General features: G+C 60.7%; 29 protein-coding genes. 2 read left to right on the top strand and 27 right to left on the bottom strand.

What is annotated here, in order from left to right; genetic code table 11:
- Window positions 1–51: 51 nt before the first annotated feature.
- The 23 genes from pgsA to BUC24_RS06150 all read right to left on the bottom strand — a co-directional run bounded on the left by pgsA (window position 52) and on the right by BUC24_RS06150 (window position 19,950).
- Complete coding sequence (gene pgsA, locus BUC24_RS06260; protein ID WP_073213225.1) at window positions 52–636, bottom strand: CDP-diacylglycerol--glycerol-3-phosphate 3-phosphatidyltransferase; 585 nt, start codon at window positions 634–636, stop codon at window positions 52–54.
- A gap of 83 nt (window positions 637–719) precedes the next feature.
- The gene (uvrC, locus tag BUC24_RS06255; protein WP_073213224.1) at window positions 720–2,609 is read right to left on the bottom strand and encodes an excinuclease ABC subunit UvrC; all 1,890 of its coding nucleotides are present in this window, start codon (window positions 2,607–2,609) and stop codon (window positions 720–722) included.
- Between the two features lie 4 nt (window positions 2,610–2,613).
- Complete coding sequence (acpS, locus tag BUC24_RS06250) at window positions 2,614–3,009, bottom strand: holo-ACP synthase (RefSeq protein ID WP_073213223.1); 396 nt, start codon at window positions 3,007–3,009, stop codon at window positions 2,614–2,616.
- Window positions 3,006–3,767 carry a pyridoxine 5'-phosphate synthase gene (gene pdxJ / locus BUC24_RS06245; protein WP_073213222.1) on the bottom strand — a complete coding sequence of 254 codons (762 nt, stop codon included), beginning with the start codon at window positions 3,765–3,767 and terminating at the stop codon, window positions 3,006–3,008. The genes acpS and pdxJ overlap by 4 nt, the downstream gene beginning before the upstream one ends.
- 16 nt (window positions 3,768–3,783) lie before the next feature.
- Window positions 3,784–4,584 carry a DNA repair protein RecO gene (recO, locus tag BUC24_RS06240; RefSeq protein ID WP_073213221.1) on the bottom strand — a complete coding sequence of 267 codons (801 nt, stop codon included), beginning with the start codon at window positions 4,582–4,584 and terminating at the stop codon, window positions 3,784–3,786.
- A gap of 24 nt (window positions 4,585–4,608) precedes the next feature.
- Window positions 4,609–5,511: a GTPase Era gene (gene era / locus BUC24_RS06235; RefSeq protein WP_073213220.1), complete on the bottom strand. Its 903-nt coding sequence runs from the start codon at window positions 5,509–5,511 to the stop codon at window positions 4,609–4,611.
- Window positions 5,508–6,374 carry a ribonuclease III gene (gene rnc / locus BUC24_RS06230; RefSeq protein WP_073213219.1) on the bottom strand — a complete coding sequence of 289 codons (867 nt, stop codon included), beginning with the start codon at window positions 6,372–6,374 and terminating at the stop codon, window positions 5,508–5,510. The genes era and rnc overlap by 4 nt, the downstream gene beginning before the upstream one ends.
- A 27-nt stretch (window positions 6,375–6,401) precedes the next feature.
- On the bottom strand, window positions 6,402–6,809 hold the full coding sequence (locus BUC24_RS06225; protein WP_073213218.1) for a DUF4845 domain-containing protein: 408 nt from the start codon (window positions 6,807–6,809) through the stop codon (window positions 6,402–6,404).
- Between the two features lie 17 nt (window positions 6,810–6,826).
- Window positions 6,827–7,750 (bottom strand): signal peptidase I, encoded by a 924-nt coding sequence (gene lepB / locus BUC24_RS06220; protein ID WP_073213217.1) that lies wholly within the window; start codon window positions 7,748–7,750, stop codon window positions 6,827–6,829.
- A complete protein-coding gene (gene lepA, locus BUC24_RS06215; RefSeq protein WP_073213216.1) occupies window positions 7,747–9,540 on the bottom strand; it encodes a translation elongation factor 4 in 1,794 nt (597 codons plus the stop codon). The genes lepB and lepA overlap by 4 nt, the downstream gene beginning before the upstream one ends.
- A 230-nt stretch (window positions 9,541–9,770) precedes the next feature.
- Window positions 9,771–10,028: a glutaredoxin family protein gene (locus BUC24_RS06210; RefSeq protein ID WP_073213215.1), complete on the bottom strand. Its 258-nt coding sequence runs from the start codon at window positions 10,026–10,028 to the stop codon at window positions 9,771–9,773.
- Window positions 10,029–10,088: 60 nt separating this feature from the next.
- Window positions 10,089–11,543 carry a DegQ family serine endoprotease gene (locus tag BUC24_RS06205; protein WP_073213214.1) on the bottom strand — a complete coding sequence of 485 codons (1,455 nt, stop codon included), beginning with the start codon at window positions 11,541–11,543 and terminating at the stop codon, window positions 10,089–10,091.
- Between the two features lie 93 nt (window positions 11,544–11,636).
- Window positions 11,637–12,038, bottom strand: a complete 402-nt coding sequence (locus BUC24_RS06200; RefSeq protein WP_073213213.1) for a sigma-E factor negative regulatory protein — start codon at window positions 12,036–12,038, stop codon at window positions 11,637–11,639.
- Between the two features lie 63 nt (window positions 12,039–12,101).
- A complete protein-coding gene (rpoE, locus tag BUC24_RS06195; RefSeq protein WP_178372483.1) occupies window positions 12,102–12,740 on the bottom strand; it encodes an RNA polymerase sigma factor RpoE in 639 nt (212 codons plus the stop codon).
- Between the two features lie 54 nt (window positions 12,741–12,794).
- A complete protein-coding gene (locus BUC24_RS06190; protein ID WP_073213212.1) occupies window positions 12,795–13,235 on the bottom strand; it encodes a protein YgfX in 441 nt (146 codons plus the stop codon).
- Between the two features lie 136 nt (window positions 13,236–13,371).
- On the bottom strand, window positions 13,372–14,619 hold the full coding sequence (fabF, locus tag BUC24_RS06185; protein ID WP_073213211.1) for a beta-ketoacyl-ACP synthase II: 1,248 nt from the start codon (window positions 14,617–14,619) through the stop codon (window positions 13,372–13,374).
- A gap of 26 nt (window positions 14,620–14,645) precedes the next feature.
- The gene (acpP, locus tag BUC24_RS06180; protein ID WP_018059410.1) at window positions 14,646–14,885 is read right to left on the bottom strand and encodes an acyl carrier protein; all 240 of its coding nucleotides are present in this window, start codon (window positions 14,883–14,885) and stop codon (window positions 14,646–14,648) included.
- A 174-nt stretch (window positions 14,886–15,059) separates the two neighbouring features.
- Window positions 15,060–15,797 carry a 3-oxoacyl-ACP reductase FabG gene (gene fabG / locus BUC24_RS06175; protein WP_073213210.1) on the bottom strand — a complete coding sequence of 246 codons (738 nt, stop codon included), beginning with the start codon at window positions 15,795–15,797 and terminating at the stop codon, window positions 15,060–15,062.
- Between the two features lie 54 nt (window positions 15,798–15,851).
- Complete coding sequence (fabD, locus tag BUC24_RS06170; RefSeq protein WP_073213209.1) at window positions 15,852–16,799, bottom strand: ACP S-malonyltransferase; 948 nt, start codon at window positions 16,797–16,799, stop codon at window positions 15,852–15,854.
- Between the two features lie 38 nt (window positions 16,800–16,837).
- Window positions 16,838–17,824 carry a beta-ketoacyl-ACP synthase III gene (locus tag BUC24_RS06165; RefSeq protein WP_073213208.1) on the bottom strand — a complete coding sequence of 329 codons (987 nt, stop codon included), beginning with the start codon at window positions 17,822–17,824 and terminating at the stop codon, window positions 16,838–16,840.
- 14 nt (window positions 17,825–17,838) lie between these two features.
- A complete protein-coding gene (gene plsX / locus BUC24_RS06160) occupies window positions 17,839–18,897 on the bottom strand; it encodes a phosphate acyltransferase PlsX (RefSeq protein ID WP_073213207.1) in 1,059 nt (352 codons plus the stop codon).
- Between the two features lie 199 nt (window positions 18,898–19,096).
- Window positions 19,097–19,279, bottom strand: coding sequence for a 50S ribosomal protein L32 (gene rpmF, locus BUC24_RS06155; protein ID WP_008449924.1), 183 nt, complete (start codon window positions 19,277–19,279; stop codon window positions 19,097–19,099).
- Between the two features lie 185 nt (window positions 19,280–19,464).
- A complete protein-coding gene (locus BUC24_RS06150; RefSeq protein ID WP_083598728.1) occupies window positions 19,465–19,950 on the bottom strand; it encodes a YceD family protein in 486 nt (161 codons plus the stop codon).
- 91 nt (window positions 19,951–20,041) lie between these two features.
- Between BUC24_RS06150 and BUC24_RS06145 the strand changes: the two genes are divergently transcribed.
- Together BUC24_RS06145 and BUC24_RS06140 are read left to right on the top strand one after the other, a co-directional pair.
- On the top strand, window positions 20,042–20,650 hold the full coding sequence (locus tag BUC24_RS06145) for a Maf-like protein (protein WP_073213205.1): 609 nt from the start codon (window positions 20,042–20,044) through the stop codon (window positions 20,648–20,650).
- Window positions 20,651–20,656: 6 nt separating this feature from the next.
- Window positions 20,657–21,409 (top strand): SAM-dependent methyltransferase, encoded by a 753-nt coding sequence (locus BUC24_RS06140; protein ID WP_073213204.1) that lies wholly within the window; start codon window positions 20,657–20,659, stop codon window positions 21,407–21,409.
- A gap of 4 nt (window positions 21,410–21,413) precedes the next feature.
- Here BUC24_RS06140 and BUC24_RS06135 read toward each other — a convergent pair whose 3' ends face one another.
- The 4 genes from BUC24_RS06135 to aceA all read right to left on the bottom strand — a co-directional run bounded on the left by BUC24_RS06135 (window position 21,414) and on the right by aceA (window position 25,503).
- Entirely contained in the window at window positions 21,414–21,638 is a 225-nt protein-coding gene (locus BUC24_RS06135) for a hypothetical protein (RefSeq protein WP_073213203.1), read from the bottom strand.
- A complete protein-coding gene (locus BUC24_RS06130) occupies window positions 21,635–22,903 on the bottom strand; it encodes an EAL and HDOD domain-containing protein (protein WP_073213202.1) in 1,269 nt (422 codons plus the stop codon). The genes BUC24_RS06135 and BUC24_RS06130 overlap by 4 nt, the downstream gene beginning before the upstream one ends.
- A 46-nt stretch (window positions 22,904–22,949) precedes the next feature.
- Window positions 22,950–24,071 (bottom strand): 23S rRNA (adenine(2030)-N(6))-methyltransferase RlmJ, encoded by a 1,122-nt coding sequence (locus BUC24_RS06125; protein WP_073213201.1) that lies wholly within the window; start codon window positions 24,069–24,071, stop codon window positions 22,950–22,952.
- A gap of 133 nt (window positions 24,072–24,204) precedes the next feature.
- Entirely contained in the window at window positions 24,205–25,503 is a 1,299-nt protein-coding gene (aceA, locus tag BUC24_RS06120; RefSeq protein WP_073213200.1) for an isocitrate lyase, read from the bottom strand.
- Window positions 25,504–25,588 lie beyond the last annotated feature (85 nt).

Here is a 25,588-nt window from a genome sequence, read left to right as displayed (position 1 = left end):
GGCATTATAGACGATCTGAGCGGCTTGTCAAGGTAAGGGGCCCTGACAATTTCACAAAGTATCGCCGGCCTTCTCTTTGATCAGCGGCCAGGCCAGGCGCATGTAATAAAACATGGACCATACCGTCAACACGGCTGCCAGAATCATCAGGTAGTCGCCCAAACGGCGCGTGTGGAACACGCCAAACAGCCAGTTATCGAACAGCAGCATGGGGATGGCGCTCATTTGCGCCGCCGTCTTGATTTTGCCGATCGAGCTGACCGCCACCGAACGCGAAGCGCCGATCTGGGCCATCCATTCGCGCAGCGCGGAGATGGTGATCTCGCGCCCAATGATGATGAACGCGATGAAGTAGTCGACCCGCTGCAAATGCACCAGCACCAGCAGCGCGCCAGCGACCATCAGCTTGTCGGCAACGGGATCGAGAAACGCGCCAAAGGCAGAGGTCTGATTCCAGCGCCGCGCCAGAAAGCCATCGAACCAGTCGGTGATGGCGGCGACCACAAACACAATCGTGGCGGCCAGGTCCTGGTCATGCCGCGGCAGCCAGTGGATCGGCAGGTAGTACACGCCCACCACCAGGGGAATCAGGGCAACACGCAACCAGGTCAGAAGAATCGGGATATTAAAAGGCATAAAGGCGCGGACTTGGTTAAGCGTTATGGATACATGCGCCGCTAGTCTACCTTGCTAATGCATATTGCACCAGTTCGCCAGAGTTAATGCAGCTGGCGGTAGATCTCTTCGGCCAGCGCGGTGGAGATGCCTTCCACCGACATCAAGTCTTCCACACTGGCGTCGACCACGCCGCGCAAGCCGCCAAAGCGGGCCAGCAGCTTTTGCCGGCGCTTGGCGCCGATACCTTCGATCTCTTCCAGGCGCGAGGTCTGGCGCGTCTTGGCCCGTTTGGCGCGCATGCCGGTAATGGCAAAGCGGTGTGCCTCGTCGCGAATCAGTGCCACCAGCATCAGCGCGGCCGACTCCTTGCCCAGCTCCTGGGCCGGGCGGCCGTCGACAAACAGCAGCGTCTCGAGCCCGACCCGGCGCCCCTCCCCTTTGGCCACGCCCACGATCAGGCTGATATCGAGACCGAGTTCGGCAAACACCTGGCGCGCCATTTCAATCTGGCCTTTGCCGCCGTCGATCAGCACCACGTCGGGCATGACGCCATCGCCGCCGGCGACTTTCTCGTAGCGGCGCATCAGCACCTGGCGCATGGCGGCGTAATCGTCGCCCGGCGTGATGCCGTTGATGTTGTAGCGCCGGTATTCGCCGTTCTGCATGGCGTGGTGATGGAACACCACGCACGACGCTTGCGTCGCTTCGCCCTGGGTGTGGCTGATGTCGAAGCATTCCACGCGCAGCGTGTCCAGGTCTTCCGATTCGATCGACAAGGCCTCGGCCAGGGCGCGCGTGCGCGACTGCTGCGAGCCTTGTTCGGACAGCAGGCGCGCCAGCGAGATTTCGGCGCCCTTGAGCGCCATTTCCAGCCACTGGCGGCGCTGCCCCTGCGGCTGGAAGATCAGGTTGATGCGGTGCCCGCACTGCTCGGTCAGTGCCAGCATCAGGGCTGGCTGGTCGAATTCGATATTCAGAATCAGGGTGCCGGGCACGAACTTTTCGCTGTAATGCTGCGCCAGGAAGGCGGCCAGCACTTCCACCTCGATGGATGCCTCGGCAAACACCTGGGCGTCGCTGACCTGGGTTGGGAAATAGGCGCGGTCGCCCAGGTGGCGCCCGCCGCGCACCATGGCCAGGTTGACGCAGGCACGCCCGCCCTGCACCACCACGGCAATGATGTCGACATCGGCGTCGCCACCGGTGTCCATGCTTTGCTGGTGCAGCACGCGCGAGAGCGACTGGATCTGGTTGCGCACCGCCGCAGCCTGCTCGAATTTGAGCTCGCCCGCGTAGGCGTGCATTTTCGCTTCCAGGTCGGCCATCACTTCGCTCTGGCGTCCGCGCAGGAACTTGGCCGCGTTGTCCACGTCGACCTTGTAGTCTTCTTTGCTGACCAGGTCCACGCAAGGTGCGCTGCAGCGCCCGATCTGGTGCAGCAGACAGGGCCGGGTGCGGTTGGAAAACACGCTGTCTTCGCAGGTGCGCAGCATGAATACTTTTTGCAGGATCTGGATCGATTCCTTGACCGCCCAGGCGCTGGGGAAAGGGCCGAAGTACTGGCTTTTTTTATCGACCGCGCCCCGGTAGTACGCCATGCGCGGCACGTCCTGGCCCGTGATCTTCAGATAGGGATACGATTTATCGTCGCGGAACAGGATGTTGAAACGCGGCTTGAGCGTCTTGATCAGGTTACTTTCCAGGATCAGCGCTTCGGCCTCGCTGTGCGTGACCGTGGTCTCCAGGCGCGCGATGCGTTCGACCATCATGGCGATGCGCGGGCTGGATAAATTCTTCTGGAAGTAGCTCGACACGCGCTTTTTCAAGTCGCGCGCCTTGCCCACGTACAGCAGCGCGTCCTGCGCGTCGAAATAGCGGTACACGCCCGGCAGACCGGGCAGCTTGGCCACGGTGGCCAGCACCTGGGCACGGGCATCCGCACTGGCCCCGGCGCTGACGAGTTCTGCGTTGCTGTCTGTCCCTTCGCTCATACCCTTATACCTCTTGCGTCACAATCACGAAGGCAACGCCATAGTCAGCTTCATCGCTGATGCTTACCTGCGCACTGAGTTTATTGTCGCGCATGAACGCGTCCAGCGCACCGCTGCACACGATCTGCGGCTGACCGCTGGGCGCATTCAAGGTCTGCGCGCTGTGCCAGCGCATGGGCAGGCGCAGCCCCAGGCCGATCGCTTTGGAAAACGCTTCTTTGGCCGAGAAGCGCGTGGCCAGATAGCGCATGGCGCGCGCCTCGTTGAGCGCACGCCGCTCCTTGAACGTACACAGTTCATCGGGCCCGAGGATTTTGGCGGCAAAGCGCTCGCCGCTGCGCGCCAGCGCCGCCTGAATCCGCGAGATCTGCACGATATCGGTGCCGATCCCATAAATCATGGGCGCGCGCCCAGGCGTGCCGCCACCATGATGGCCTTCATTTCGCGCACGGCGTTTTCGAAGCCGGCAAACACGGCGTGCGCCACAATGGCGTGGCCGATATTGAGCTCGCCGATGTCGGCGATGGCCGCCACTGCCTGCACATTGGTGTAGTGCAGACCGTGGCCGGCATTGACCTTCATGCCGCGTCCCACGCCAAAGCGGGCGCCGGCCCGGATCCGTTTCAGTTCTTGCGCCAGCGCGGCGCCTTCGGCCTCGGCGTAGCGGCCCGTATGCAGTTCGATCACGGGTGCACCCACGTCGGCCGCGGCCCCAATCTGGGCTTCATCGGCGTCGATGAACAGGCTCACGCGGATGCCTTCGGCCTGCAGCTGGCGCACGGCCTTTTCCACTTCCTTGTAGTAGCGGATCACGTCCAGGCCGCCTTCGGTGGTGACTTCCTCGCGCCGCTCGGGCACCAGGCACACGTCCTGCGGTTTGACCGCGCAGGCGAAGTCGATCATCTCCTGAGTCACGGCCGCTTCCAGGTTCATGCGCGTCATCAGTTGCGGACGCAGCGCCAGCACGTCGGCATCCTTGATGTGGCGCCGGTCTTCGCGCAGGTGCAGGGTAATCACATCGGCGCCGGCCTGCTCGGCCAGCAGCGCGGCGCGAATCGGGTCCGGGTACACGGTGCCGCGCGCATTGCGCAAGGTCGCCACGTGGTCGATGTTAACGCCCAGGTCAATGACAGGGCCGTTCGGTTGCAGGAAGCTCATGGGGCGATTCTTTCGTTTATAACTGCATCAGGTCGATCAGGATCTGGCGCGTGTTCAGCGGCGCGCCGCCGAGTTGGTGGGCCAGCAGAAAACGCATCAGCTGCTTGCTCTGGGCGACGGTGGCAGGGTCGGCGTAATCTTCGCGCTCGACATCCTGCAATGTTTTGCCACTGACCACGGGCCACTGGTCGGCAGCGCGGACCAGGCGCGGGCCGCGTTCCGGATCGACCACGTAGTCCACATTGGGGTCGACCGGCGCACGTGTGCTGGTGCAGCGCGTCAGGTCGGCCGCCACCCCTGTTTCCTTAAGTAAGGCCCGTTCGAATTTTCTCAAGACGATGGGGGCCGGTTCCTGGTGGGCCAGCTGGTTCAGGGTCGAGACGTAATGGTCAAACAAGGCGGGATGGGGATCGTCGCGCGCCAGCAGCTTGACCAGCAACTCGTTGAGGTAAAAGCCGCACAGTAGCGCAGTCTTTTCCAGTGGCAGCATGCCACCCACCCATTCCGCGTCGATCATGGTGCGCAGTTCGGCTTTGCCGCTCCACGACGCCTGCAGGGGCTGGAAGGTTTGCAGCACGCCGCGCAGCTGCGAATGGGGCCGCTTGGCGCCCTTGGCCACCAGGCCAACGCGGCCGTGATCGCGCGTGAACATGTCCACGATCAGGCTGGTTTCCTTGTAGGGGTAGCTGTGCAGCACGAAGGCGGGCTGGCCCGTCACGCGGCCCGTGGGGCCGTTGGCACGTTGCGGCGCGCGGGGGCGCCGGGGCGGCGGCGCGACAGGCGCCGCAGAGGCCGGGTCTGCTTCGAGCTTGCTCATGCGCTCGGCGCTCTCCTGCCGCGCTTACTCGTAGCCGTAGGCGCGCAGGCCGGCTTCGTTGTCAGCCCAGCCGGACTTGACCTTGACCCAGATTTCCAGGTACACGGGGCCGCCAAACAGCTTTTCCATGTCCAGCCGCGACTGGGTCGACACTTCTTTCAAACGTGCCCCCTTGTTGCCGATGACCATGGACTTGTGGGTATCGCGCTCGACCAGAATGGCCGCGAAAATGCGGCGCAGATCGCCTTCCTGCTCGAATTGCTCGATCAGCACCGTGCTGGTATAGGGCAGTTCGTCGCCCACCAGGCGGAACAGTTTCTCGCGCACGATTTCCGAGGCCAGGAATTTTTCGCTGCGGTCGGTAATGTCGTCCGGACCAAACACGGCCTCGTTTTCCGGCAGGAAGCGCTTGATCTCGCCTTGCAGGGCGTCAAGCTGGAAGCGCAGCTTGGCTGACACCGGCACGATCGCTGCGAAGTTATGCTTGCTCGACACTTCTTGCGCGAACGGCATCAGCGCCGCCTTGTCTTTCACGCGGTCTGATTTGTTGATGACCAGTACCACCGGCACGTCGCTGGGCAGCAGATCGACCACTTGCTGGTCGGCCGGACCGAAGGTACCGGCCTCGACCAGAAACAAGATCACATCGGCAGAAATGAGGGTATTTGTGACGGTCTTGTTGAGCGTCTTGTTCAGTGCATTCGAATGGCGCGTCTGAAATCCCGGCGTGTCCACGTAAATGAACTGGGCGTCGTCCAGGGTTTGAATGCCGGTGATGCGGTGGCGCGTGGTCTGTGCCTTACGCGACGTAATCGACACCTTGGCGCCGATCAGCTGGTTCATCAGGGTCGACTTGCCCACGTTGGGGCGGCCGACGATGGCGATGTAGCCACAGCGGAAAGGGTCTTGGGTGGTGGCGGTATTCATGCGGACTTCGTTTCAGGTTGCGTTTGTTTGGGGGCCTTGGTGTCGGCCGGCTTGCTTGCGGCGACCGGCGCGGCAAGCGCGACGGCGCCCTCGCCTTCGCCATCGCCGTCACTCTGGATGGTGGCGATGCCGGCCAGCTTGAGCTGGGCCGCGCGCGGCTTGGTCTTGCGGCTGGCGCCCGGTGTCTTGACCAGCGCCTGCTGGGCGACCTCAAGGGCCAGCTTGGCCGCAGCCTGTTCGCCGGCACGGCGGCTGCCGCCGCGGCCGTAGACCTGGATGCCCAGCTTGGGCACCAGGCATTCGATCTCGAATTCCTGGCTGTGCGCGGCGCCATGGGTGGCCACCACGTTGTAGGTCGGCAGCGAGATTTTTTTGCTCTGCAAAAATTCCTGCAGCAGCGTCTTGGCATCCTTGCCCAGTGTGCGCGGGTCAACCGAGTCAAGGATGGGAATGTAGAAGGCGCGGATCACGTCGCGCGCGGCATTGAAGCCCGCGTCAAGAAAGATTGCGCCCAGCAAGGCTTCCAGCGTGTCCGCCAGAATCGACGGGCGCCGGAAGCCCCCGGATTTGAGCTCGCCTTCGCCCAGACGCAAAAACTGCGACAGTTCCAGTTTCTGGGCGATTTCGTACAGGGATTGCTGCTTGACCAGGTTGGCGCGCAGCCGCGACAGGTCGCCCTCGTCAATGGCGGCAAACCGTTCGTACAGCACCGATGCCACCACACAGTTCAGAATCGAATCGCCCAAAAACTCCAGGCGCTCGTTGTGCAGACTGCTGTGGCTACGGTGCGTCAAGGCTTGCTGCAACAGGCCAGCATCCTGGAACGTGTAACCTAAGCGAGACTGCAATAACTGAAGATTCATTGTCGTGGTTGCGGGCTGCACAGCCTGTCAGGGTTGTTCGGGCGTTTTCGGGGCTGGCATTTTGCCGCTTGGGTCGGTCGTGGCCATCCAGCGCACGCCCAGGTAGACATTGGTAAACAGGTCGATCTTGGTTTCGTAGTCGAACGCCGCTTCCGTCTGTCCATTGACCTTGTAAATGATGATGTCGCTGCCGCTGATCGACTTGATGCCGTTGATGTCGGCCGTTTTGTCAAAGGCGTAACGCTGCACTTGCGGGGTGCCGTCGCTATGCTTGACGCTCTGGATCGCATTTTTCGCTGCGCGGTATTCCAGGACATACGGGAATACCTTCATGGCGAACAGGCCGACGAAGAGAATCAGGCCCAGGCTGACCACCAGGCCGGTAATCGTGATGCCGCGCTGGGACTGCAGAGAAACTGGTTTGGTGCTGTACATAGTATGTCCTTTAGGTCTTAGTCAATGCCACCAATACGCTTGGGGTTCCCCAGGTTCATCCAGACAAAGAATGCCTTGCCGACGATATTCTTATCGGGAACGAATCCCCAATAGCGGCTGTCCTGACTGTTGTCCCGGTTATCCCCCATCATAAAGTAATTGCCCGCAGGTACGGTACAGGTAAATTTTTCTTCTAAGAAAGTGCACGCCTCGTGGCCAGGGAAATTTTCCACCGATGCGCGGTTGAAGATGGGCCGCTCATCCCAGTTCAGGATCCGGTGTTTCTTCTCTGGCAAGTTTTCCACAAATTGCTTGTGATAGGAAAAGCCCCCTTCATCGTCCAGGTAGTCATCCATTGGTGTGTACGTAATGACATTCCCATTGACCGTCAGGCGTTTGTTTTCATACACGATTTTATCACCTGGCACCCCGATCACGCGCTTGATGTAATCCTGGCTCATATCTTTTGGATATTTGAAGACCATCACGTCGCCCCGCTTGGGATCGTTCACCTCAATGATTTTCTCGTTGAGAATCGGCAAACGAATGCCATAGGTGTATTTATTCACCAGGATCAGGTCGCCTACCAGCAGGGTCGGCACCATCGATGAGGTCGGAATCTTGAATGGCTCGTACAGGAAGGAGCGCAAGATGAAGACCAGGGCAATGACGGGGAAGAAGCTGCCCGAATACTCGATCCACACCGGCTGGCGCAGGATGCGCTGCTCGAGCTCGCTGCGCGCATGCACATTGCTGTCCGGCTTGACGCCGTCAGCGACCAGGCGCGCGCTGCGCTGGTCAAATTCGGCCAGCGCGCTGTCGGCCAGGCGGCGCCGCTGCTTGGCCAGCACAAACACGTCGAGACACCAGATGATCCCGGTCAGGACCATCAGGACAAACAGAATCAGGGCAAAGTTGCTTAAGATTGCTTGCACGGTTATTTATCGTCCACTTGTAAGATTGCCAGGAATGCTTCTTGGGGGATCTCGACCGAGCCCACTTGTTTCATGCGCTTTTTGCCGGCTTTTTGCTTTTCCAGCAGTTTCTTTTTACGGCTGATGTCGCCGCCATAGCACTTGGCCAGCACGTTCTTGCGCAAGGCTTTCACGTTTTCACGCGAAATCACGGTCGCGCCAATGGCGGCCTGAATGGCCACATCGAACATCTGGCGCGGGATCAGTTCACGCATCTTGGCCGCCACCTGGCGCCCGCGATACTGGCTGTTGGCACGGTGCACGATGATGGCCAGCGCATCGACTTTTTCGCTGTTGATCAGCATGTCGACCTTGACCACATCCGAGGCACGGTTTTCCTTGAACTCGTAATCCATCGAGGCATACCCGCGCGAAGTGGACTTGAGCTTGTCGAAGAAGTCGAGCACGATCTCGGCCATTGGCATTTCGTACACCAGCTTGACCTGGCGTCCGTGGTAACTCATGTCCATCTGCACGCCGCGCTTGCCAATACACAGGGTAATGACGGAACCGACATACTCTTGCGGCATGTACAGGTTGACGTTGACGATGGGTTCGCGCACTTCCTCGATCTTGGACGGGTCGGGCATCTTGGACGGATTATCCACCCGCACCATGGAGCCGTCGCGCATGATCACTTCGTACACCACGGTCGGCGCGGTGGTGATCAGGTCCATGTCGAATTCGCGCTCCAGGCGCTCCTGCACGATTTCCATGTGCAGCAGGCCAAGGAAGCCGCAGCGGAAGCCAAAGCCCAGCGCCTGCGACACTTCCGGCTCGTACATCAGGGCCGCGTCGTTCAGTTTCAATTTTTCCAGCGAATCGCGCAGCGCATCGTACTGGTGCGAGTCAGTCGGGAACAGGCCGGCAAACACTTGCGGCTGCACTTCCTTGAAGCCCGGCAGCGGCGCTGCAGCAGGCTTGAGGGCGTGGGTGACAGTGTCGCCCACCTTGGCGGCCTTGAGTTCCTTGATGCCGGCAATCACAAAGCCCACCTGGCCGGCGGAAATTTGCGGCAGCGACTGCGATTTCGGGCTGAACACGCCCACCGATTCGACCAGCTGGGTCGATTCGGTGGCCATGAGCATGATTTTTTCTTTGGGCTTGAGGGTGCCGTTGATCACGCGCACCAGCATGACCACGCCCACGTAATTGTCGAACCAGGAGTCGACAATCAGCGCCTGCAGCGGCGCGTCCGGATCGCCCTTCGGCGGTGGCACCTTGGCAATGAGCGACTCCAGCACGTCTTCCACACCCAGGCCGCTCTTGGCCGAGCACTTGACGGCGTCGGTCGCATCGATCCCGATCACGTCTTCGATTTCGGCAATGGCGTTGGCCGGATCGGCGTGCGGCAAGTCGATCTTGTTCAGTACCGGCACCACTTCCACGCCCAGATCAAGCGCGGTGTAGCAGTTGGCCACGGTCTGCGCTTCCACCCCTTGCGAGGCGTCGACCACCAGCAGCGCGCCTTCGCAGGCGGACAGCGAACGCGACACTTCATAGCTGAAGTCGACGTGGCCCGGGGTGTCGATCAGGTTCAGGTTGTACACCTGGCCATCGCGCGCCTTGTAGTGCAATGCCGCCGTCTGGGCCTTGATCGTAATGCCGCGTTCCTTTTCCAGGTCCATCGAGTCGAGCACCTGCGCTTCCATGTCGCGGTCGGACAGGCCGCCGCAAATCTGGATGATACGGTCGGCCAGTGTCGATTTACCGTGATCGATGTGGGCGATGATGGAGAAATTACGTATGTTGTTCATTAAAGCAATTCAAAACCAAGGTGGAGGGACGACATTCGGGCCGGGCCCGGCTCCGCGGCAAGGCGCGGGCCATACGAAAAAAGCGCTCCAAGGGGGGCATCCAATCCCCAGGCGAGCGCCTTATCAAGAAGGAGAAACTGCGTGAATAAAACAGAAGCTTTTCCGACCCCGCATTTTACCGGATTTCGGGGTAGAAAGCCCGGTTTATGCGGAATCCGGCCAAAACATTGCTAATTAGACACAGGCTGCGTACCCACGTAGGCCCGCACGGCCCCTTCGTCGAGGAAATAGTGGCACAGCTCGGGCTGGCCCAGGTCGCCAAACAGGACTGGCACCAGTTCATCGAAGCGCGCCACCAGAGCGGGATCGGCATCCACGTCGACCACGTCGACAGTGAAGCGCAAGGTGGCAGTTTGCAAGGCCAGCAAGGCGGCCAGCATGTCGTCGCACAGATGGCAGTAGCTGCGCGAATAGAGGGTAAAGTGCATCGGTGGCATGGTCGGGTGAACGAGCTGGCAGCCGGGCGTGTCCCGGCTGCCAGGTGGAACTTACTTGCGTGGACGAATCACGACATAGCGCGTGGTCTCGTCACGGCGCACCAGGAGCGCGACCGTTTTGCTCGCTTCCAGGCGGCTGATCAGGGCATTGAACTGCTTGGCATCCTTCACCTCGGCCGTGTTCAGCTGCAAGATCACATCGCCTTCCTGCAAGCCAGCCCGTGCGGCCGCGCCCTCGCTGGCCTCAACCAGCACCCCGCCCTTGACGCCGAGCTCCTCGCGCTGCGCTTCGGTCAGATCGCTGACCTTCAGGCCGATGGCATTGGCCGCCTGTTCCGGCTTGGGCGCCTTGGGCGCGTCGGACTTGTCCTTGCCCTTGGCTTGCCCGTCAAGGTCGCTGACCTTGACAGCCAGGTCTTGCTGGGCGCCGCGGCGCCACAGCGTGACCGTGCCAGTGCTGCCTATCGGCAGACTGCCCACCAGGCGCTGCAGATCGCCATTTTTTTCGATGGCCTTGCCATTGAACTTGAGGATGATGTCGCCCACCTTGATGCCAGCCTTGTCGGCCGGACCGCCCGCCTCGACCCGCACCACTTCCAGTCCGCGCGCCTGGCCCAGGCCCAGCGATTCGGCCAGGTCCTTGCCGATTTCGAGAATCTGCACGCCGATCCGGCCCCGTGTCACCTTGCCGCTCTGCTTGAGCTGCTCGGACACGCGCATGGCTTCGTCGATGGGCACCGCGAAGGAAATGCCGTTATAGCCGCCCGACAAGGTGGCAATCTGCGAATTGATGCCAATGACCTTGCCGTACATATTGATCAGGGGGCCGCCGGAGTTGCCGGGATTGACGGCCACATCGCTCTGGATCATGGGCAGCAGGTCGCCCGTGTCGCGCGCCTTGGCGGAAATGATGCCGGCCGTGACGGTGTTCTCGAGGTTGAAGGGCGAGCCGATGGCGATCACCCACTCGCCCACCCGGATCTTGTCGGAGTCGCCAATCTGCAGGTGGGGCAGATTGCTGGCCTCCACCTTGAGCAGCGCCACGTCCGAGCGCGCGTCGGCGCCCAGTACCTTGGCCTTGAATTCGCGCCGGTCGGTCAGGGTGACCAGCACTTCATCGGCCCCTTCCACCACATGGGCATTGGTCAGCACATAGCCGTCGTTGGAAATAATGAAGCCGGAGCCCACGCCGCGCTGGACCTCTTCGTCCTGGGGCTGGCCGCGGCGCCCGCGTGGGGCTTGCGGCAGTGGAATGCCGAAACGGCGCTGAAAGAATTCCTGGATCTGCTCTTCGGTGGGGCCGCCCGGCGTGGGCTTGGCCTTGGCGCTGGTACGGATATTGACCACGCCGGGGCCGACTTTGTCGATGACGTCGGTAAAGTCCGGCAGACCGGTCACCAGCGGCGTGGCCACGGGCGCGGCATGCAGCGGCGCCTGCAGTGCAAGCAGACCGGCACTGGCCAGCACCATCGAGCAAAAGAACGTACGGCCTAAGCGAAAAGTCATGTCAGGGGATCCGGAAGTTGGTCTTGCGCTTATGGTAAGCCATATTGGCAAGACGCGGTGCCGCCCCCATGTTTTTTACCTTGGTCAATGCAATCAGGAGACCGACACAATGGCCGGCTTGGCAGCCGTGACGGCCAGGGCCTCGACACTGCCCTCATCGGCCCCGCTGGCGCTGCGCGGTGCCGCCGCCATGCCGGCTGCATCACCAGCATCGAGGCGGCGCTTGTCGGGTGCCGCTGCCGCTGCCGCGCGGGCCGCGCGCCGCAACGGTGGCGCCTCGCTCGCCAGGCGCGCCGCCAGGCGTTCGGCAAAGCCGTCGGACAGCTCGGCTGTGGCCTGGGCGCGCAGGACGTCGCCGATGCGGTGGTAGGTGTTCCATGCCTGCTGGCCGTCCGCTGATTGCAGGGCCGCCAGCGCCAGCTCGAGGTCGGCGCTGGAGAGCTCGCCGTCGCTGAGGGTGGAAATGTGTTCGCGAATCTTTTTGTGTGTGTCCATCGGGTGTTCCATCAGCGCAGGTGGAGGGCCAAATTTAACCGAGTGTTACGATCATCGCTACACCTAACGTCGCTTGTCAACCGGTAAGTCGAGCAAGGGTCTCAACTTCTCGGCAATGACCTCGCGCGCCCGGAAAATCCGGCTGCGCACCGTGCCAATGGGGCAGGCCATGACTTCAGATATTTCTTCGTAGCTCAAACCTTCAATTTCGCGCAGGACAATCGCCGTCCGCAGTTCCAGCGGCAGCGCTTCCATCGCGGCATTGACCGTAAAGGCGATCTGCTTGCTGGCCAACACCGACTCCGGGGTGTTTATGTCACGCAAGCTGTCCGCATCGTCAAACGCTTCGGCGCGCTCTGCATCGGCTTCGGTGGAAGTCGGGGCACGCCGGCCCTGTGTGACGAGAAAATTCTTTGCTGTATTAATTCCTATCCTGTACAGCCAGGTATAAAACGCCGAATCACCCCGGAAATGACGCAAGGCCCGGTATGCCTTGATAAATGTTTCTTGCACCACGTCCTCGGCTTCGGCCGGATCGTGCACCAGGCGCGATACCAGGCGCATCAAACGGCGCTGGTATTTTCCGACCAACAGGTCGAAGGCCTGGCGCTCGCCAGCCTGGACGCGTTCGACCAGCAATTGATCACACTCGCGTTCTGTTGTCACTGACCTGCCCTCTTGGCTGCAGCGCAGGGCATCCATAGTTCTTGGAGTTGGCCCCTTGCAATAAGTTCAAAATATTTTGTATTTCTTAAATTATTCATCCCGCAGGGCAATCGTTCTGATGGCAACGGCAAGCTGGCGAAACTGCGCAGGCGCCACGCTGTCGCGCAACACCAGCACCACCGTCAAGCCGCCCTGCTCGGCATTGCGCAGGACCAGCACCAGCAATGCCGGCCACACGGTGCAAGCGGCCAGTGTGTGCAGGACAGGCGCGCCGGCCATACCGTGTTGTACCAACAGGCGAATCGCGCCGGGTCCAGATATATCAATCCGGCTCGCGGTTGGGTGTTTGCCGCGCACAGAGCGCCACGCGGCCAGCAGACACAAGGCTGCGCTGACGCCGGGCAGGTGAAAGCGCGCCGCCTGCGGACCGGCCAGCAGGAAGGCGGCGGCCAGGCAGCAGGCAGCGTAGGAAGTGATCAGCAGACGCAACAGGCGCGACGGCTTGAGCACGGCGGACACCGCGATGGACATAGGGAATGAAATGGGCTACGGGCGCGCAGATGCATGCATCCGGCAATGCGGCACTGGCAGGGAGGCCAGCGCTCGATTGGCGCCCACTTCCTAAGACAGAAGCGGGCGCCTTTGGTTCACTCTGCTAGCGGCAGGATCAGGCTTTGCCGAAAATCAGGGTGCCATTCGTTCCGCCGAAGCCGAACGAATTCTTGACTGCCACGTCGATCTTCATGTCACGTGCCGTGTTGGCACAGAAATCCAGATCGCAGGCAGGGTCCTGGTTGAAGATGTTGATCGTCGGTGGCGACACCTGATGGTGCATCGCCAGCACGGTAAACACCGCTTCCAGGCCGCCGGCGCCACCGAGCAGGTGACCGGTCATCGACTTGGTCGAATTGACCACCAGCTTTTTCGCATGCTCACCGAAGGTCTTCTTGATGCCCTGCACTTCGGCCAGATCGCCCAGCGGGGTCGAGGTGCCGTGCGCATTGACGTAGTCGACCTGTTCCAGATTGACGCCGGCATTGTTCAGCGCCGACAGCATGCAGCGGCTGGCGCCACTGCCATCTTCCACTGGCGAGGTCATGTGGTAAGCGTCGGCACTCATGCCGAAACCGAGCAGCTCGGCATAGATCCTGGCGCCGCGCGCCTTGGCATGCTCGTACTCTTCCAGCACCATGACACCAGCGCCCTCGCCCAGCACGAAGCCGTCGCGGTCGCGGTCCCAGGGACGGGAGGCGGTGGCCGGATCATCGTTGCGCGACGACAGCGCGCGGGCCGAGGCAAAACCGCCCAGGCCGAGTGGCGAGATGGTCGCTTCGGCACCGCCGGCAATCATCACGTCCGCGTCGCCGTATTCGATCAGGCGGCCGGCCGCGCCAATGCTGTGCAGGCCGGTGGTGCAGGCCGTGACGATGGCCAGATTCGGTCCACGCAAGCCGTACTTGATCGACAAATTACCCGAGATCATGTTAATGATCGAGGCAGGCACGAAGAACGGCGAAATGCGGCGCGGGCCGCGCTTGCTGTAGTCCTCTTTGGTTTCTTCGATCAGCGGCAAGCCGCCAATGCCCGATCCCACGATGACGCCAATCCGGTCGGCATTTTCTTCGGTCACCACCAGACCCGAGTCCTGCAGGGCCTGGATCCCGGCAGCCATGCCAAAATGGATAAAGGTATCCATGTGGCGCGCTTCTTTGCCCGAGATGTAGTCTTCGATGTTGAAGCCTTTGACCTCGCCCGCGAAACGGGTCGAGAACGGCTCAGCGTCGAATTTGGTGATGTTGGCGATGCCCGACTTGCCGGCCAGGGCGGCGCTCCACGTCTCGGCAATCGTATTGCCAATTGGTGAAACAGCGCCGAGACCGGTGATGACGACACGACGGTTGCGTGAACGGCTCAAGCGATTCTCCCGAAAACTGTAAAAACTTAGGCCTTGACGTGCGCGGTCGCGTAGTCGATTGCCTGTTTCACGGTCGTGATTTTTTCTGCCTGTTCGTCCGGGATTTCCATTTCGAATTCGTCTTCCAGTGCCATCACCAGTTCGACGGTGTCGAGGGAATCTGCGCCGAGGTCGTCAACGAACGAGGATTCGATTTTGATGTCGACTTCTGCAACACCCAGTTGCTCAGCGACGATTTTTTTAACGCGTTGTTCGATATCCGACATGTTATGGCTCCATTGTGTGTGTTACGGAAAGTGCGCGCATTTTAGCAGGTTTGCGCGTTGAAAAACTATTTTCAGCGTGTGATGCAAATTCCACCGAACGTGCTGCTAACAGGTGATATTTGACCCTATTTTCGCTTCCTGGCGCGCACAAAAGCTGTTTAGGGCCAACGAAACTTAATTCATGTACATGCCGCCATTCACATGCAGTTCGGTGCCTGTGATGTAGGCTGCCTGCGGACCGGCCAGGAAAGCAACCGCGTAGGCAATATCTTCGGGCGCGCCAAGGCGGGCCAGCGGAATTTGCGTCAGCAAGGCGGCGTGCTGCTCGTCGCCCAGGGATTTGGTCATGTCAGTGTCAATGAAGCCTGGCGCCACGCAATTGACGGTGATATTGCGGCTGCCGATTTCCCGGGCCAGCGCGCGCGTCATGCCGGCCACGCCCGCTTTTGCCGCAGCGTAATTCATTTGGCCAGGATTGCCGGACGCCCCCACCACCGAAGTAATGTTAATGATACGCCCATGCTTGGCCTTCATCATACCGCGCAGGACGGCGCGCGAGAGTTTGCCCACGGCCGACAGATTGGTGGCGATGACGTTGTCCCATTCCTCGTCCTTCATGCGCATGGCCAGCTGGTCCTGGGTGATGCCGGCGTTATTGACCAGAATGGCCAGGCCGCCAAAGGTTTTCTGCACTTCCTCGACACAAGCGACGCAAGCGGCGCCGTCGGTGACATTGAGCACCAGGCCCTTGCCGCCAAACTCGGCCAGATAGCCACTGATGGCGGCAGCGCCTGCTTCGGTGGTGGCGGTGCCGACCACTTGCGCACCCTGGCGCGCCAGTTCCAGCGCGATGGCCTTGCCAATACCGCGCGAGGCGCCGGTCACGAGGGCGACTTGTTTTTCGAGATTCATTGCAGTCCTTTTGTTCAAACGTTCAGATGCTACGCCAATCAAGTGGCGCGCGGTTCAAGCCTGATTGAGCGTGCTCAATACGCGATCGAGCGCAGCCTGGTCAACCAGTGCTTCGCCTGCGAGACGCGGGTCAATCCGCTTGGCCATGCCGATCAATACCTTGCTGGGCGCACTTTCGATGATCTGGGTGGTGCCGCCTTCGGCGAGCTTTTGCATGGTTTCGACCCAGCGCACCGCACCGGCAGCCTGGCGCACCAGGGCATCCTTGATGGCAGCCGGATCGTTCAGGATAGCCACATCGACATTGTTGATCAAGTCGATCTGAGGCGCATGGAAACTCACGCCCTGCAGGTATTCCTGCAAGCGGTCCGAGGCTGGCTTGAGCAGCGAGGAATGGAACGGCGCCGATACCGCCAGCTTCATGGCGCGCTTGGCGCCTTTGGCCTTGGCCAGTTCGCAGGCGCGCTCGACCGCGGCAGTGTGGCCGGCAATCACAATCTGGGTGGGTTCATTGAAGTTGACTGCCTCGACCACACTGCCCGGCTCGGCGCTTGCTGCTTCCAGGCACAGCGCGCGCACATCGTCGGCCGCCAGACCCAGGATGACGGCCATGCCGCCCATGCCAACCGGCACGGCTTCCTGCATCACCTTGGCGCGAAAACGCACCAGCGGCACCGCATCCTTGAAGGCGATCACACCGGCAGCGACCAGGGCCGAATACTCGCCCACGCTGTGACCGGCAACCACCGGTGGCAGCGGGCCGCCGGCTGCAATCCAGGCCCGGTACACCGCCACCGACGCGGTCAGCATGATGGGCTGGGTGTTGGTGGTCAGGTCCATGTCCTCCTTGGGACCTTCGGCAATCAATTTACCCAGGTCAAAGCCGAGTGCCTCGTTGGCTTCGGCAATGGTCTGCTCGACCACGGCGTTGCCAGCGAAGCCGTTGAGCATGCCGATGGCTTGCGAGCCCTGACCGGGAAATACAAATGCGAACTGATTCATGCAAGTCTCCTTGTTCTATTTCTTTTCAACTTTGTCGTTTACATGCGGACGAGCACGGCGCCCCAGGTAAAGCCGCCGCCCACGCCTTCCATCATGACGTTGTCGCCCTTCTTGACGCGGCCGTCGCGCACGGCGATGTCCAGCGCCAGCGGAATCGATGCCGCCGAGGTATTGCCGTGCTGATCGACCGTGACCACCATCTTTTCCATCGGCAGGTCGAGTTTCTTGGCCGTGCTTTTCATGATGCGGATATTGGCCTGGTGCGGAATCAGCCAGTCGATGTCGGATGCCTGCATGCCAGCATGTTCCAGCGCCTCATTGGCAACCTGCTCCAGGACCGAAACAGCCAGCTTGAACACCGCCGGGCCATCCATGTACAGGAAGCCGCTGCCGGCAATCGCGCCACCGGCCAGGTTGCCCGGAATCGACAGAATATCGGCATGCCGGCCATCGGCATGCAGCTTGGTGGCCAGAATGCCCGGCTCGTCGGAGGCGCTCAGGATGATGGCGCCGGCGCCATCGCCAAACAGCACGCAGGTGGTGCGGTCTTCAAAATTGAGGATGCGGGAAAAGACTTCGGCGCCAATCACCATCACGTTCTTGTGGGCGCCCGCCTTGATGAAGGCGTCGGCCACCGAGACGGCATACACGAAGCCGCTGCACACGGCTTGCACGTCAAAGGCGGCGCTGTTGTTGTGCATGCCCAGCTTGCGCTGGACGATGCAGGCGGTGCTGGGGAAGCTGCCGTGGAAGTCGGGCGTGGAGCTGGCCACGATCACCAGGTCGATCTGATCGGCTTGCAGGCCAGCCATCTCGAGCGCCTTCTTGCCGGCGGCCACGGCCAGGTCGGACGATTGCTCGTCCAGCGCCGCGTAATGGCGCGCTTCGATCCCGCTGCGCGAGACGATCCACTCGTCCGAAGTTTCGATGCCCTTTGCTGCCAGCTGCGCCGTCAGATCGTCATTGGTCACACGCTGTTTGGGCAGATAGCTGCCGGTGCCGATAATTTTGCTGTACAAAGTCATTGCGAACCGTCCTACTAAGTTGGTGAGCCTGTCACTTCCGGGTCAGGCGTGCGCGGCATCAACTCGGCAATCTTGCTCGAAAGATGCTCTTGCACATTGTATTTAGCGGCATCGAAGGCGCGTTTGATCGCCCACTCGAAGGAGTACGAATCGGCCCCGCCATGGCTCTTGAACACGAGCCCGCGCAAACCAAGCAGGCTGGCGCCGTTGTAACGCGATGGGTTGAAGCGATTCGAGAAGTTCTTGAAAGCGCTGCGGGAAATCAAGGCGCCCAGCATGGTCAGCGGGGTGCGCTTGAATTCGGCGGTCAGGGCGCTCTTGACGAAGCGGCCCAGGCCTTCGACGGCCTTCAGCGTCACGTTGCCGACAAAGCCGTCGCACACGATGATGTCGGTGGTGCCCTTGAAGATATCGTTGCCTTCCACGTTGCCGTAGAAATTGAGCACGCCCGCTTCGTGGTCGGCACGCAGCAGTTCGCCGGTGGCCTTGACCACTTCATTGCCCTTGATTTCTTCGGTGCCCACGTTCAGCAGGCCGATGGTGGGACGCTCCTTGCCTTCCATGGCAGACACCAGCACCGAACCCATGATGGCGAACTGGTGCAGGTGATGCGGTTCGCAATCGACGTTCGCGCCCAAGTCCAGCATGTAGGTGGGGCCGTCGTTCTGGTTGGGCAAAATGGAACAGATGGCGGGACGGTCAACCCCGGCCATGGTCTTGAGCACGTAGCGCGAGACAGCCATCAGGGCGCCGGTGTTGCCGGCGGAAACGCAGGCCTGGGCCTTGCCATCCTTGACCAGCTCGATTGCCACGCGCATCGAGGAATCTTTTTTACGCCGCAAGGCGACTTCGATCGGGTCATCCATGGCCACGGTCTCGGACGCGTGCACGATGGACAGGCGCGGATGCTGATCGGCCTTGCATTTCTTAAGTTCGGCGAGCAAATCGTTTTCGAGACCGACGAGGATCAACTCGGCTTCGGGCACGCGATTGGCAAAAGCAATTGCCGCAGGAATGGTAACTGAGGGGCCGTGATCGCCGCCCATGCAGTCGATGGATATTTTAATTGTCATTTGGTGGGATTCTTACCGCGACTCGAACAAGATGCGGGGCGGCAGGATGCGCGCTGCGTGCGGGCGAAGGCCAGCCACAGTCTGCGACATGCGAAATGACGGTGTGCAAAGTTGAATTGCAGCCGGTAACAAAGAAAAAGCGGCGCGACGCAGTCGATTACGTTGCACCGCTTTCATCTTACTCAATGCAAGACGTCGATTACTCGTCGTTCTTGGTCTTGAGTACTTTACGACCACGGTAGAAACCGTTCGGGCTGATGTGGTGACGCAGATGCGTTTCACCGGTGGTTGGCTCGATACCCAGTTGCGGCGCGACCAGGAAGTCGTGCGAGCGGTGCATACCGCGCTTGGATGGGGACTTCTTATTCTGCTGAACTGCCATGATGACTCCTAATACATAAGTTCTAAAATTCTAACACATTCGACTGGCAAATAGATGCGAATCGAGTATCCCAGCGGCAAATACTTCTTACCGACATGTATAACGCTGTCTTACCTTCACTGCTCGATGCCATACTCGACTACTGCACGCGTTTGACACGTTCTTTTCGTACTGCAAATTCGGTATTACTTTTTCAAAACCGCAAAAGGCGATGGCTTCTCGCTCTTGAGCACGTCCAACAATTTGTTGTCCGGGCAAACCTCATGCTTCGGTACTTGCGGCAAGGCCAGCAGCGCCTCGTCCTCGATCAGGTCGCGGATGTCGCAGTTGCGGCTGCCGACAATCACGTCAATGCTTTCGTCGTCGAGAATCTCTTCGATCTCGTCGGCGTGTTCGTCATCCTTGCCAAGCATCAGCACGGTGGACGAATCCATTTCAAAAGCATACGGAGTCAGGCAACGCTGGCACACCAGTTGCACGGTGCCGGAGACCGACAGCGTGATTTGCGGATAGCCCTGCTTGCTGGTCGTGCCGTCGACGCTCCAGGCGATCTCGCCCGAATGGTCTGCACAATCCTTGTTTAACCGGCTCATTTCAGCGACAGGCGTGACGCCCTCGCGATGGCCGTTGCTTCGACAAAATTCAAAAGCGTCGATGACAAAAGCACTCATTTCAGGAATTTTCCCCGGAAAACCTGCGATAATAACAGGCTTATCGCTGTGGAGTCAAAGACTTACGGTGTTTTTTCATCTCAGGGCCGCAATGATACCAACTTCCCCGCCCCCGCGTCTGATTCTTGCATCAAGCTCCAGCTACCGCCGCGACCTGCTGGGCCGGCTGCAATTGCCGTTCGAGGTGATGGTGCCCGACCTCGACGAACGTCCCCTGCCCGCGGAAACCCCGGACGCCACCGCCCTGCGCCTGGCCCAGGCCAAGGCGGGCGCCGTGGCTGCGCGTGCCTCTGGCAGCGTGGTGATCGGGTCGGACCAGGTTGCCACGCTCGATGGCGCCCAGATCGGCAAACCAGGCAACCATGCCAATGCCCTGGCCCAGCTGCAAACCATGCGCGGGCGGCGCGTCATCTTTCACACGGCACTATGCTTGTGGGATAGCCGCACCAGCCCGCCCACGGTGCAATTGGAAAATATCCAGACCTTCGTGACCTTTCGCGACCTGCCCGATGCCGAACTGGACGCCTACTTGCGCATCGAGCAACCCTACGATTGCGCTGGCAGCGCCAAGAACGAAGGCTTGGGTATTGCCATCCTTGAACAAATCGACAGCACCGACCCTACTGCCTTGACCGGCCTGCCCCTGATTGCCCTGACCAGCATGCTGCGCCAGGCAGGTTTCAATTTCTTTCATTCATAAGAGTTTATGCCCGGTACCCTTTATCTGATTCCCAATACCTTGGGCAGCACCGACGCCGTTCCTGGCGCCTTGTCGCACATCATCCCCGAGCAAGTGCAAGCCATTACGGCCCAGCTTGATTACTTTGTTGCCGAAAATGCCAAGACCGCGCGCGGCTTTCTGAAGCTGATCGCGATCGGCCATCCGCTGGCGCGCCCGCTGCAGGAAATCGAGATTGCGGAGCTGAACGTGAATACCCCCGCCCAGGCACTGCAGGGCTTGCTCGAACCCTTGCTGGCCGGACGCGACGCCGGCCTGGTATCGGAAGCAGGCGTGCCGGCGGTGGCCGACCCCGGCGCCGACCTGGTCCGCCTGGCGCACCAGCATGGCATTCCGGTCCGGCCGCTGGTGGGACCCTCCTCGCTGCTGCTGGCCGTCATGGCAAGCGGCCTGAACGGGCAGAGCTTTGCCTTCAATGGTTACCTGCCCACGGACGCGGTCCAGCGCAGCAAGCGCATCAAGGAGCTGGAAGCCCGTTCGCGCACCGAAAAGCAAACCCAGCTGTTGATTGAGACGCCCTACCGCAACGGCGCCATGCTCGAAGCACTGGTGGGCGCCTGTCAGCCGGGTACGCTGATTTGCGTGGCGACCGATTTGAGCTTGCCCAGTGAAACCATCCGCACCCAGAACGGGGCAAGATGGAAGGCGCAGCTGGCCTCGGGCAAGGCGCCGGACTTCCACAAGAAGCCGACCGTGTTTTTACTGCTGGCTCAGGGTTGAGGCCTTAGCGGCGGCGGAACACGAGGTACCAGAAGCGATCGCCGCCATACAGCGCGCCCAGCGCGCAGCCCAGCGCCGTGCCCAGCACGATCAGCGTTGCCATGAACGGGTGAAACGGCCCGGCGCGCAACATGAATACCAATGCGACGACCAGACCCAGGAACGCGCCGCACACCAGGCGGATGATTTGCTCCCACTTGTCAACGTGATGGTCGTCGTGGATGTTCATGCGACTTCCTGGGCCATTTCGTTGACCCAGCTAAAGGCTTCCAGTTCGATCTCGCGCATTTCCTTGACCGACAGGCCAATCGCTTTCAGCGACTTGCCCAGCTGTGCGCCGCGCTTCGGGTTTTCGACCAGTTCGACGATCCTGAGCATCTCGCCCAGATGACCTTCGCGCTCGAGCAGCGCGGCCTTGACCTCGGGCGCCACCGCCACGCTGTCGAGAATGTCGGCCATCGACATCGAGAACAGCGCATCCATCAGCGACATGATGCCAACCGTGAAGCCGGCCTCGGCGCACGGCCCCTGCATGTTCTGCATGCGGCGCGCCATCAATTCCATCAGCTTGCCGCGCGTGGTGGCCATTTGCAGCAGCGGCGAATTGAACTCGACCTGGACGCCCGGTGTGGCATACAGCAAAATCTGCAGCCAGCGCTGCAACTGGTCGCGCCCCAGCACCACCAGCGCTTCGGATAGCGAATCGATGTGACGGCGCGCGCCTGCTGCTGGTGTGTTGACCAGGCGCAGCAGGTTCAGGCTGATGAGCGGATCGCGCTTGACCGACATGGCAATCTCGCGGTTGTCCGCTTCGCTGCGCAGCAATTGCAGCAGGTTCAGAATAACCAGCTCGGAAGGGGCAATTTTCTTGCCGCTCAGGATAGCCGGACGGGCAAAGTAATAGCCCTGGAAATACTCGAAACCCAGTGCCATGCAGGTGTCGAATTCGTCCACGGTCTCAACTTTTTCAGCCAGCAGCTTTTTGCCCAGGCCGTGGAACGACGCCACCAGCGGCGCCAACGCACCGGGCTGCACTGCCTGCACATCGATCTTGATGATATCGACCAGGGAAGTGAGCCTGCGCACGTCCTCCGATTGGGCCACCACATCGTCCAGCGCGAACTTGAAGCCAAACGACTTGAGTTCGGTCACGCGGGCAATCAGCTCGGGCGTGGCGTTGACGGTTTCCAGGATTTCCAGAATCACCTTGTCATGCGGAAGAAAACGCACGAAGTCGCTCATCAGGACGATATCGTCCACGTTCACGAAGGCCAGGCGCTCGCCCACCACGCGCTGCATGCCCAGTTGCGAGGCGTGCGAAATCACCGCGGCTGTGGCGGCGGCGTGATCGACCACATTGGCCTCGGGTGCGTCTGCGCTACGGAACAAGAGCTCATAGGCAACCAGTCGCTGGTTGCGTCCCAGAATCGGTTGACGGGCAAGGAAAAAGTCGTCAGTCGGCAGCGTGACTTCGCTAACTACTTCTGTGAGCATGAAAAACGATCCTGAAACGTGCTGTAACTATTCGGTAAATGCATGATCAAGGACGGCGTGGACCGGTCTTGCCGGTGCCGGCTGCGCGCGTGGTACCTGGCCGCGCACTGCGTCCGCTCGTGCCTGCTGCGGGGCGCGGACCTGCCGCGGCTGGCGTACCGGCCGGTGCCTGGCCTGGCAGACGCAAGCTGCCGGTACCCGAGGTGGGGCTGGCACGGCGGGCATTACCGACCGGCATACGCGGCGCACCATTGACAGCGCGCGCGCCAGCTGCGCCGGTGACCTGGGTACCTTTTTCAATCACGAAGGTCGCGCCCGCATCCTTGCCCAGCACCTGGACCAGATACGGCATGACCTGGCGCAGCAGCGGTTCCAGCGTGTATGGCGGATTGAGAATGAACATGCCGCTGCTGTGCAAGCCAAAGCCATCCGGCCCAGGGGTGGTGATGGTCAGGGTGACGTTAAGCCACTCCTTCGCTGGCAAGCGCTTGAGCTTGTCGGCAAACTGGCGCGATTCCATGCGCTGAAGCACCGGATACCAGACTGCATACATGCCAGCCGGGAAACGGCCCAGCGCTTCATCGAGCGCGTCGCGCACCTTGCGGTAATCCTGCTTGTCCTCGTACGGTGGGTCGATCAGCACCAGCGCGCGCCGCGATGGCGGCGGCAGCAAGGTTTTCAGCGCATGAAAGCCATCGCCACGCTCGATCAGAACACGACGGCCGCGCGTGCTGGCGCGCTGGCCCTGCTCGGCCGCGTGCGCTTCCACCTTGCGGAAGTTGTCCGCCAAAATCTTGCTGTCGGCCGGGTGCAGTTCGAACAGACGCAGACGGTCTTGCTCGCGCGCCACCTTGTCGGCCACGTAAGGCGAGCCGGGGTAATAACGCATCTTGCCACTCGGATTCATTTCCTTGACCAGGGCCAGGTACTGCTCCAGACCCTTGGGCAAGTCCTTACGCTCCCACAGGGGACCGATACCGGTCTCGTATTCGGCGTTTTTGGAGGCATAACCGCCATCGAGCGCATACACGCCGGCGCCGGAGTGGGTATCGATATAAGTGTAGGCCGTGTCCTTCTGGTTCATGTACTCGAGCAACTGAATTTGCACGAAATGCTTGAGGACGTCGGCGTGATTGCCCGCGTGAAAGGCGTGGCGATAGCTCAACATAAGGGAATTCCAATGAAATAAGGTGATGACAGCGTTATAACCATCATTATCCACTAGTTCCGCGGAACGGACGTAAAAAAGCCGTGCCTGGCTTATGGCCGGCACGGCTTTCAGGGGATAACGTAAATACTATTTACGCAACCTTCTTCTCGTCGAAGAATTGCGCATCTTCGGTCGAACCATGGAGTGCTGTGGTTGAACTTTGATGCTGCTGAATGGTCTGGGTGACCGAATCGAAGTAGCCCGTACCAACTTCACGCTGGTGCTTGACGGCTGTGAATCCTTTGCTGGCAGCGGCAAATTCGGCTTCCTGGAGTTCCACGAAGGCGGACATCTGGCGCCGCGCATAGCCATGGGCCAGGTTGAACATGCCGTAATTCAAGGCGTGGAAGCCGGCCAGGGTAATAAATTGGAATTTGTAACCCATGGCCCCCAATTCCTTCTGGAATTTAGCGATGGTGGCGTCATCCAGGTTCTTTTTCCAGTTAAACGACGGCGAGCAGTTGTAAGCGAGCATTTTGCCGGGGAACTTGGCGTGGACGGCTTCGGCAAAGCGTTTGGCAAACGCGAGGTCCGGTTTGCCGGTTTCGCACCAGACCAGATCGGCAAACGGCGCGTAGGCCACGGCCCGGGCAATCGCTTGTTCGATGCCGGGATGCACCTTGTAGAAGCCCTCCACGGTGCGTTCGCCCGTGCAAAACGGGCGGTCGTTCTCGTCCACATCGGAAGTCAGCAAGTCGGCCGCTTCGGCGTCAGTGCGGGCAATGACCAGGGTCGGGGTGCCCATCACATCGGCTGCCAGGCGCGCCGCGGTCAGCTTTTCCACTGCTTCGCGCGTCGGAACCAGCACCTTGCCACCCATGTGGCCGCATTTCTTCACCGATGCCAGCTGGTCTTCAAAGTGCACGCCCGCCGCGCCCGCATCAATCATGGACTTCATCAATTCATAGGCATTGAGGACGCCGCCGAAACCGGCTTCGGCATCGGCCACGATGGGGGCAAAGTAATCAATGTCGTCCCTGCCTTCGGCCCATTGAATCTGGTCAGCGCGCTGGAAGGTATTGTTGATGCGGCGCACTACGAGCGGCACCGAGTTGGCGGGGTACAGCGACTGGTCGGGATACATTTCGCCGGCCACATTCGCATCTCCCGCAACCTGCCAGCCCGAGAGATAAATTGCTTTCAAGCCGGCTTTGACCTGCTGCATGGCTTGATTGCCCGTCATTGCGCCCAGAGCATTGACGTAAGGCTCGTTATTGAGCAAATGCCATAGCTTGTCGGCACCGCGCTTGGCCAGCGTGTGTTCAATGGCCAGCGAGCCGCGCAATCGCACCACGTCGGCGGCGCTGTAGTTGCGGACAACACCTCTCCAACGTGGATTGGTGTCCCAGTCTTGCTGCAGGACTGCTGCTTGCTGCTCGCGCGTGGCCATGATGGTCTCCTGTGATTGCTGATTGAGATAGTGAATCCCCTGGCTAAATCATAGGCCCAACTGCGCAACGCAACAATGGTCTTAT

The organism is Massilia sp. CF038, from assembly GCF_900129765.1.
Lineage (GTDB): Bacteria > Pseudomonadota > Gammaproteobacteria > Burkholderiales > Burkholderiaceae_D > Telluria_A.
This window is presented reverse-complemented; position numbering and strand designations above follow the sequence as displayed.

Coding starts and splice junctions, on each gene's coding strand:
- pgsA (WP_073213225.1), bottom strand. CDS start 636: ATGCCTTTTAATATCCCGATTCTTCTGACCTGGTTGCGTGTTGCCCTG.
- uvrC (WP_073213224.1), bottom strand. CDS start 2,609: ATGAGCGAAGGGACAGACAGCAACGCAGAACTCGTCAGCGCCGGGGCC.
- acpS (WP_073213223.1), bottom strand. CDS start 3,009: ATGATTTATGGGATCGGCACCGATATCGTGCAGATCTCGCGGATTCAG.
- pdxJ (WP_073213222.1), bottom strand. CDS start 3,767: ATGAGCTTCCTGCAACCGAACGGCCCTGTCATTGACCTGGGCGTTAAC.
- recO (WP_073213221.1), bottom strand. CDS start 4,584: ATGAGCAAGCTCGAAGCAGACCCGGCCTCTGCGGCGCCTGTCGCGCCG.
- era (WP_073213220.1), bottom strand. CDS start 5,511: ATGAATACCGCCACCACCCAAGACCCTTTCCGCTGTGGCTACATCGCC.
- rnc (WP_073213219.1), bottom strand. CDS start 6,374: ATGAATCTTCAGTTATTGCAGTCTCGCTTAGGTTACACGTTCCAGGAT.
- BUC24_RS06225 (WP_073213218.1), bottom strand. CDS start 6,809: ATGTACAGCACCAAACCAGTTTCTCTGCAGTCCCAGCGCGGCATCACG.
- lepA (WP_073213216.1), bottom strand. CDS start 9,540: ATGAACAACATACGTAATTTCTCCATCATCGCCCACATCGATCACGGT.
- BUC24_RS06210 (WP_073213215.1), bottom strand. CDS start 10,028: ATGCACTTTACCCTCTATTCGCGCAGCTACTGCCATCTGTGCGACGAC.
- BUC24_RS06205 (WP_073213214.1), bottom strand. CDS start 11,543: ATGACTTTTCGCTTAGGCCGTACGTTCTTTTGCTCGATGGTGCTGGCC.
- BUC24_RS06200 (WP_073213213.1), bottom strand. CDS start 12,038: ATGGACACACACAAAAAGATTCGCGAACACATTTCCACCCTCAGCGAC.
- rpoE (WP_178372483.1), bottom strand. CDS start 12,740: ATGGATGCCCTGCGCTGCAGCCAAGAGGGCAGGTCAGTGACAACAGAA.
- BUC24_RS06190 (WP_073213212.1), bottom strand. CDS start 13,235: ATGTCCATCGCGGTGTCCGCCGTGCTCAAGCCGTCGCGCCTGTTGCGT.
- acpP (WP_018059410.1), bottom strand. CDS start 14,885: ATGTCGGATATCGAACAACGCGTTAAAAAAATCGTCGCTGAGCAACTG.
- fabG (WP_073213210.1), bottom strand. CDS start 15,797: ATGAATCTCGAAAAACAAGTCGCCCTCGTGACCGGCGCCTCGCGCGGT.
- fabD (WP_073213209.1), bottom strand. CDS start 16,799: ATGAATCAGTTCGCATTTGTATTTCCCGGTCAGGGCTCGCAAGCCATC.
- BUC24_RS06165 (WP_073213208.1), bottom strand. CDS start 17,824: ATGACTTTGTACAGCAAAATTATCGGCACCGGCAGCTATCTGCCCAAA.
- plsX (WP_073213207.1), bottom strand. CDS start 18,897: ATGACAATTAAAATATCCATCGACTGCATGGGCGGCGATCACGGCCCC.
- rpmF (WP_008449924.1), bottom strand. CDS start 19,279: ATGGCAGTTCAGCAGAATAAGAAGTCCCCATCCAAGCGCGGTATGCAC.
- BUC24_RS06150 (WP_083598728.1), bottom strand. CDS start 19,950: ATGAGTGCTTTTGTCATCGACGCTTTTGAATTTTGTCGAAGCAACGGC.
- BUC24_RS06145 (WP_073213205.1), top strand. CDS start 20,042: ATGATACCAACTTCCCCGCCCCCGCGTCTGATTCTTGCATCAAGCTCC.
- BUC24_RS06140 (WP_073213204.1), top strand. CDS start 20,657: ATGCCCGGTACCCTTTATCTGATTCCCAATACCTTGGGCAGCACCGAC.
- BUC24_RS06135 (WP_073213203.1), bottom strand. CDS start 21,638: ATGAACATCCACGACGACCATCACGTTGACAAGTGGGAGCAAATCATC.
- BUC24_RS06130 (WP_073213202.1), bottom strand. CDS start 22,903: ATGCTCACAGAAGTAGTTAGCGAAGTCACGCTGCCGACTGACGACTTT.
- BUC24_RS06125 (WP_073213201.1), bottom strand. CDS start 24,071: ATGTTGAGCTATCGCCACGCCTTTCACGCGGGCAATCACGCCGACGTC.
- aceA (WP_073213200.1), bottom strand. CDS start 25,503: ATGGCCACGCGCGAGCAGCAAGCAGCAGTCCTGCAGCAAGACTGGGAC.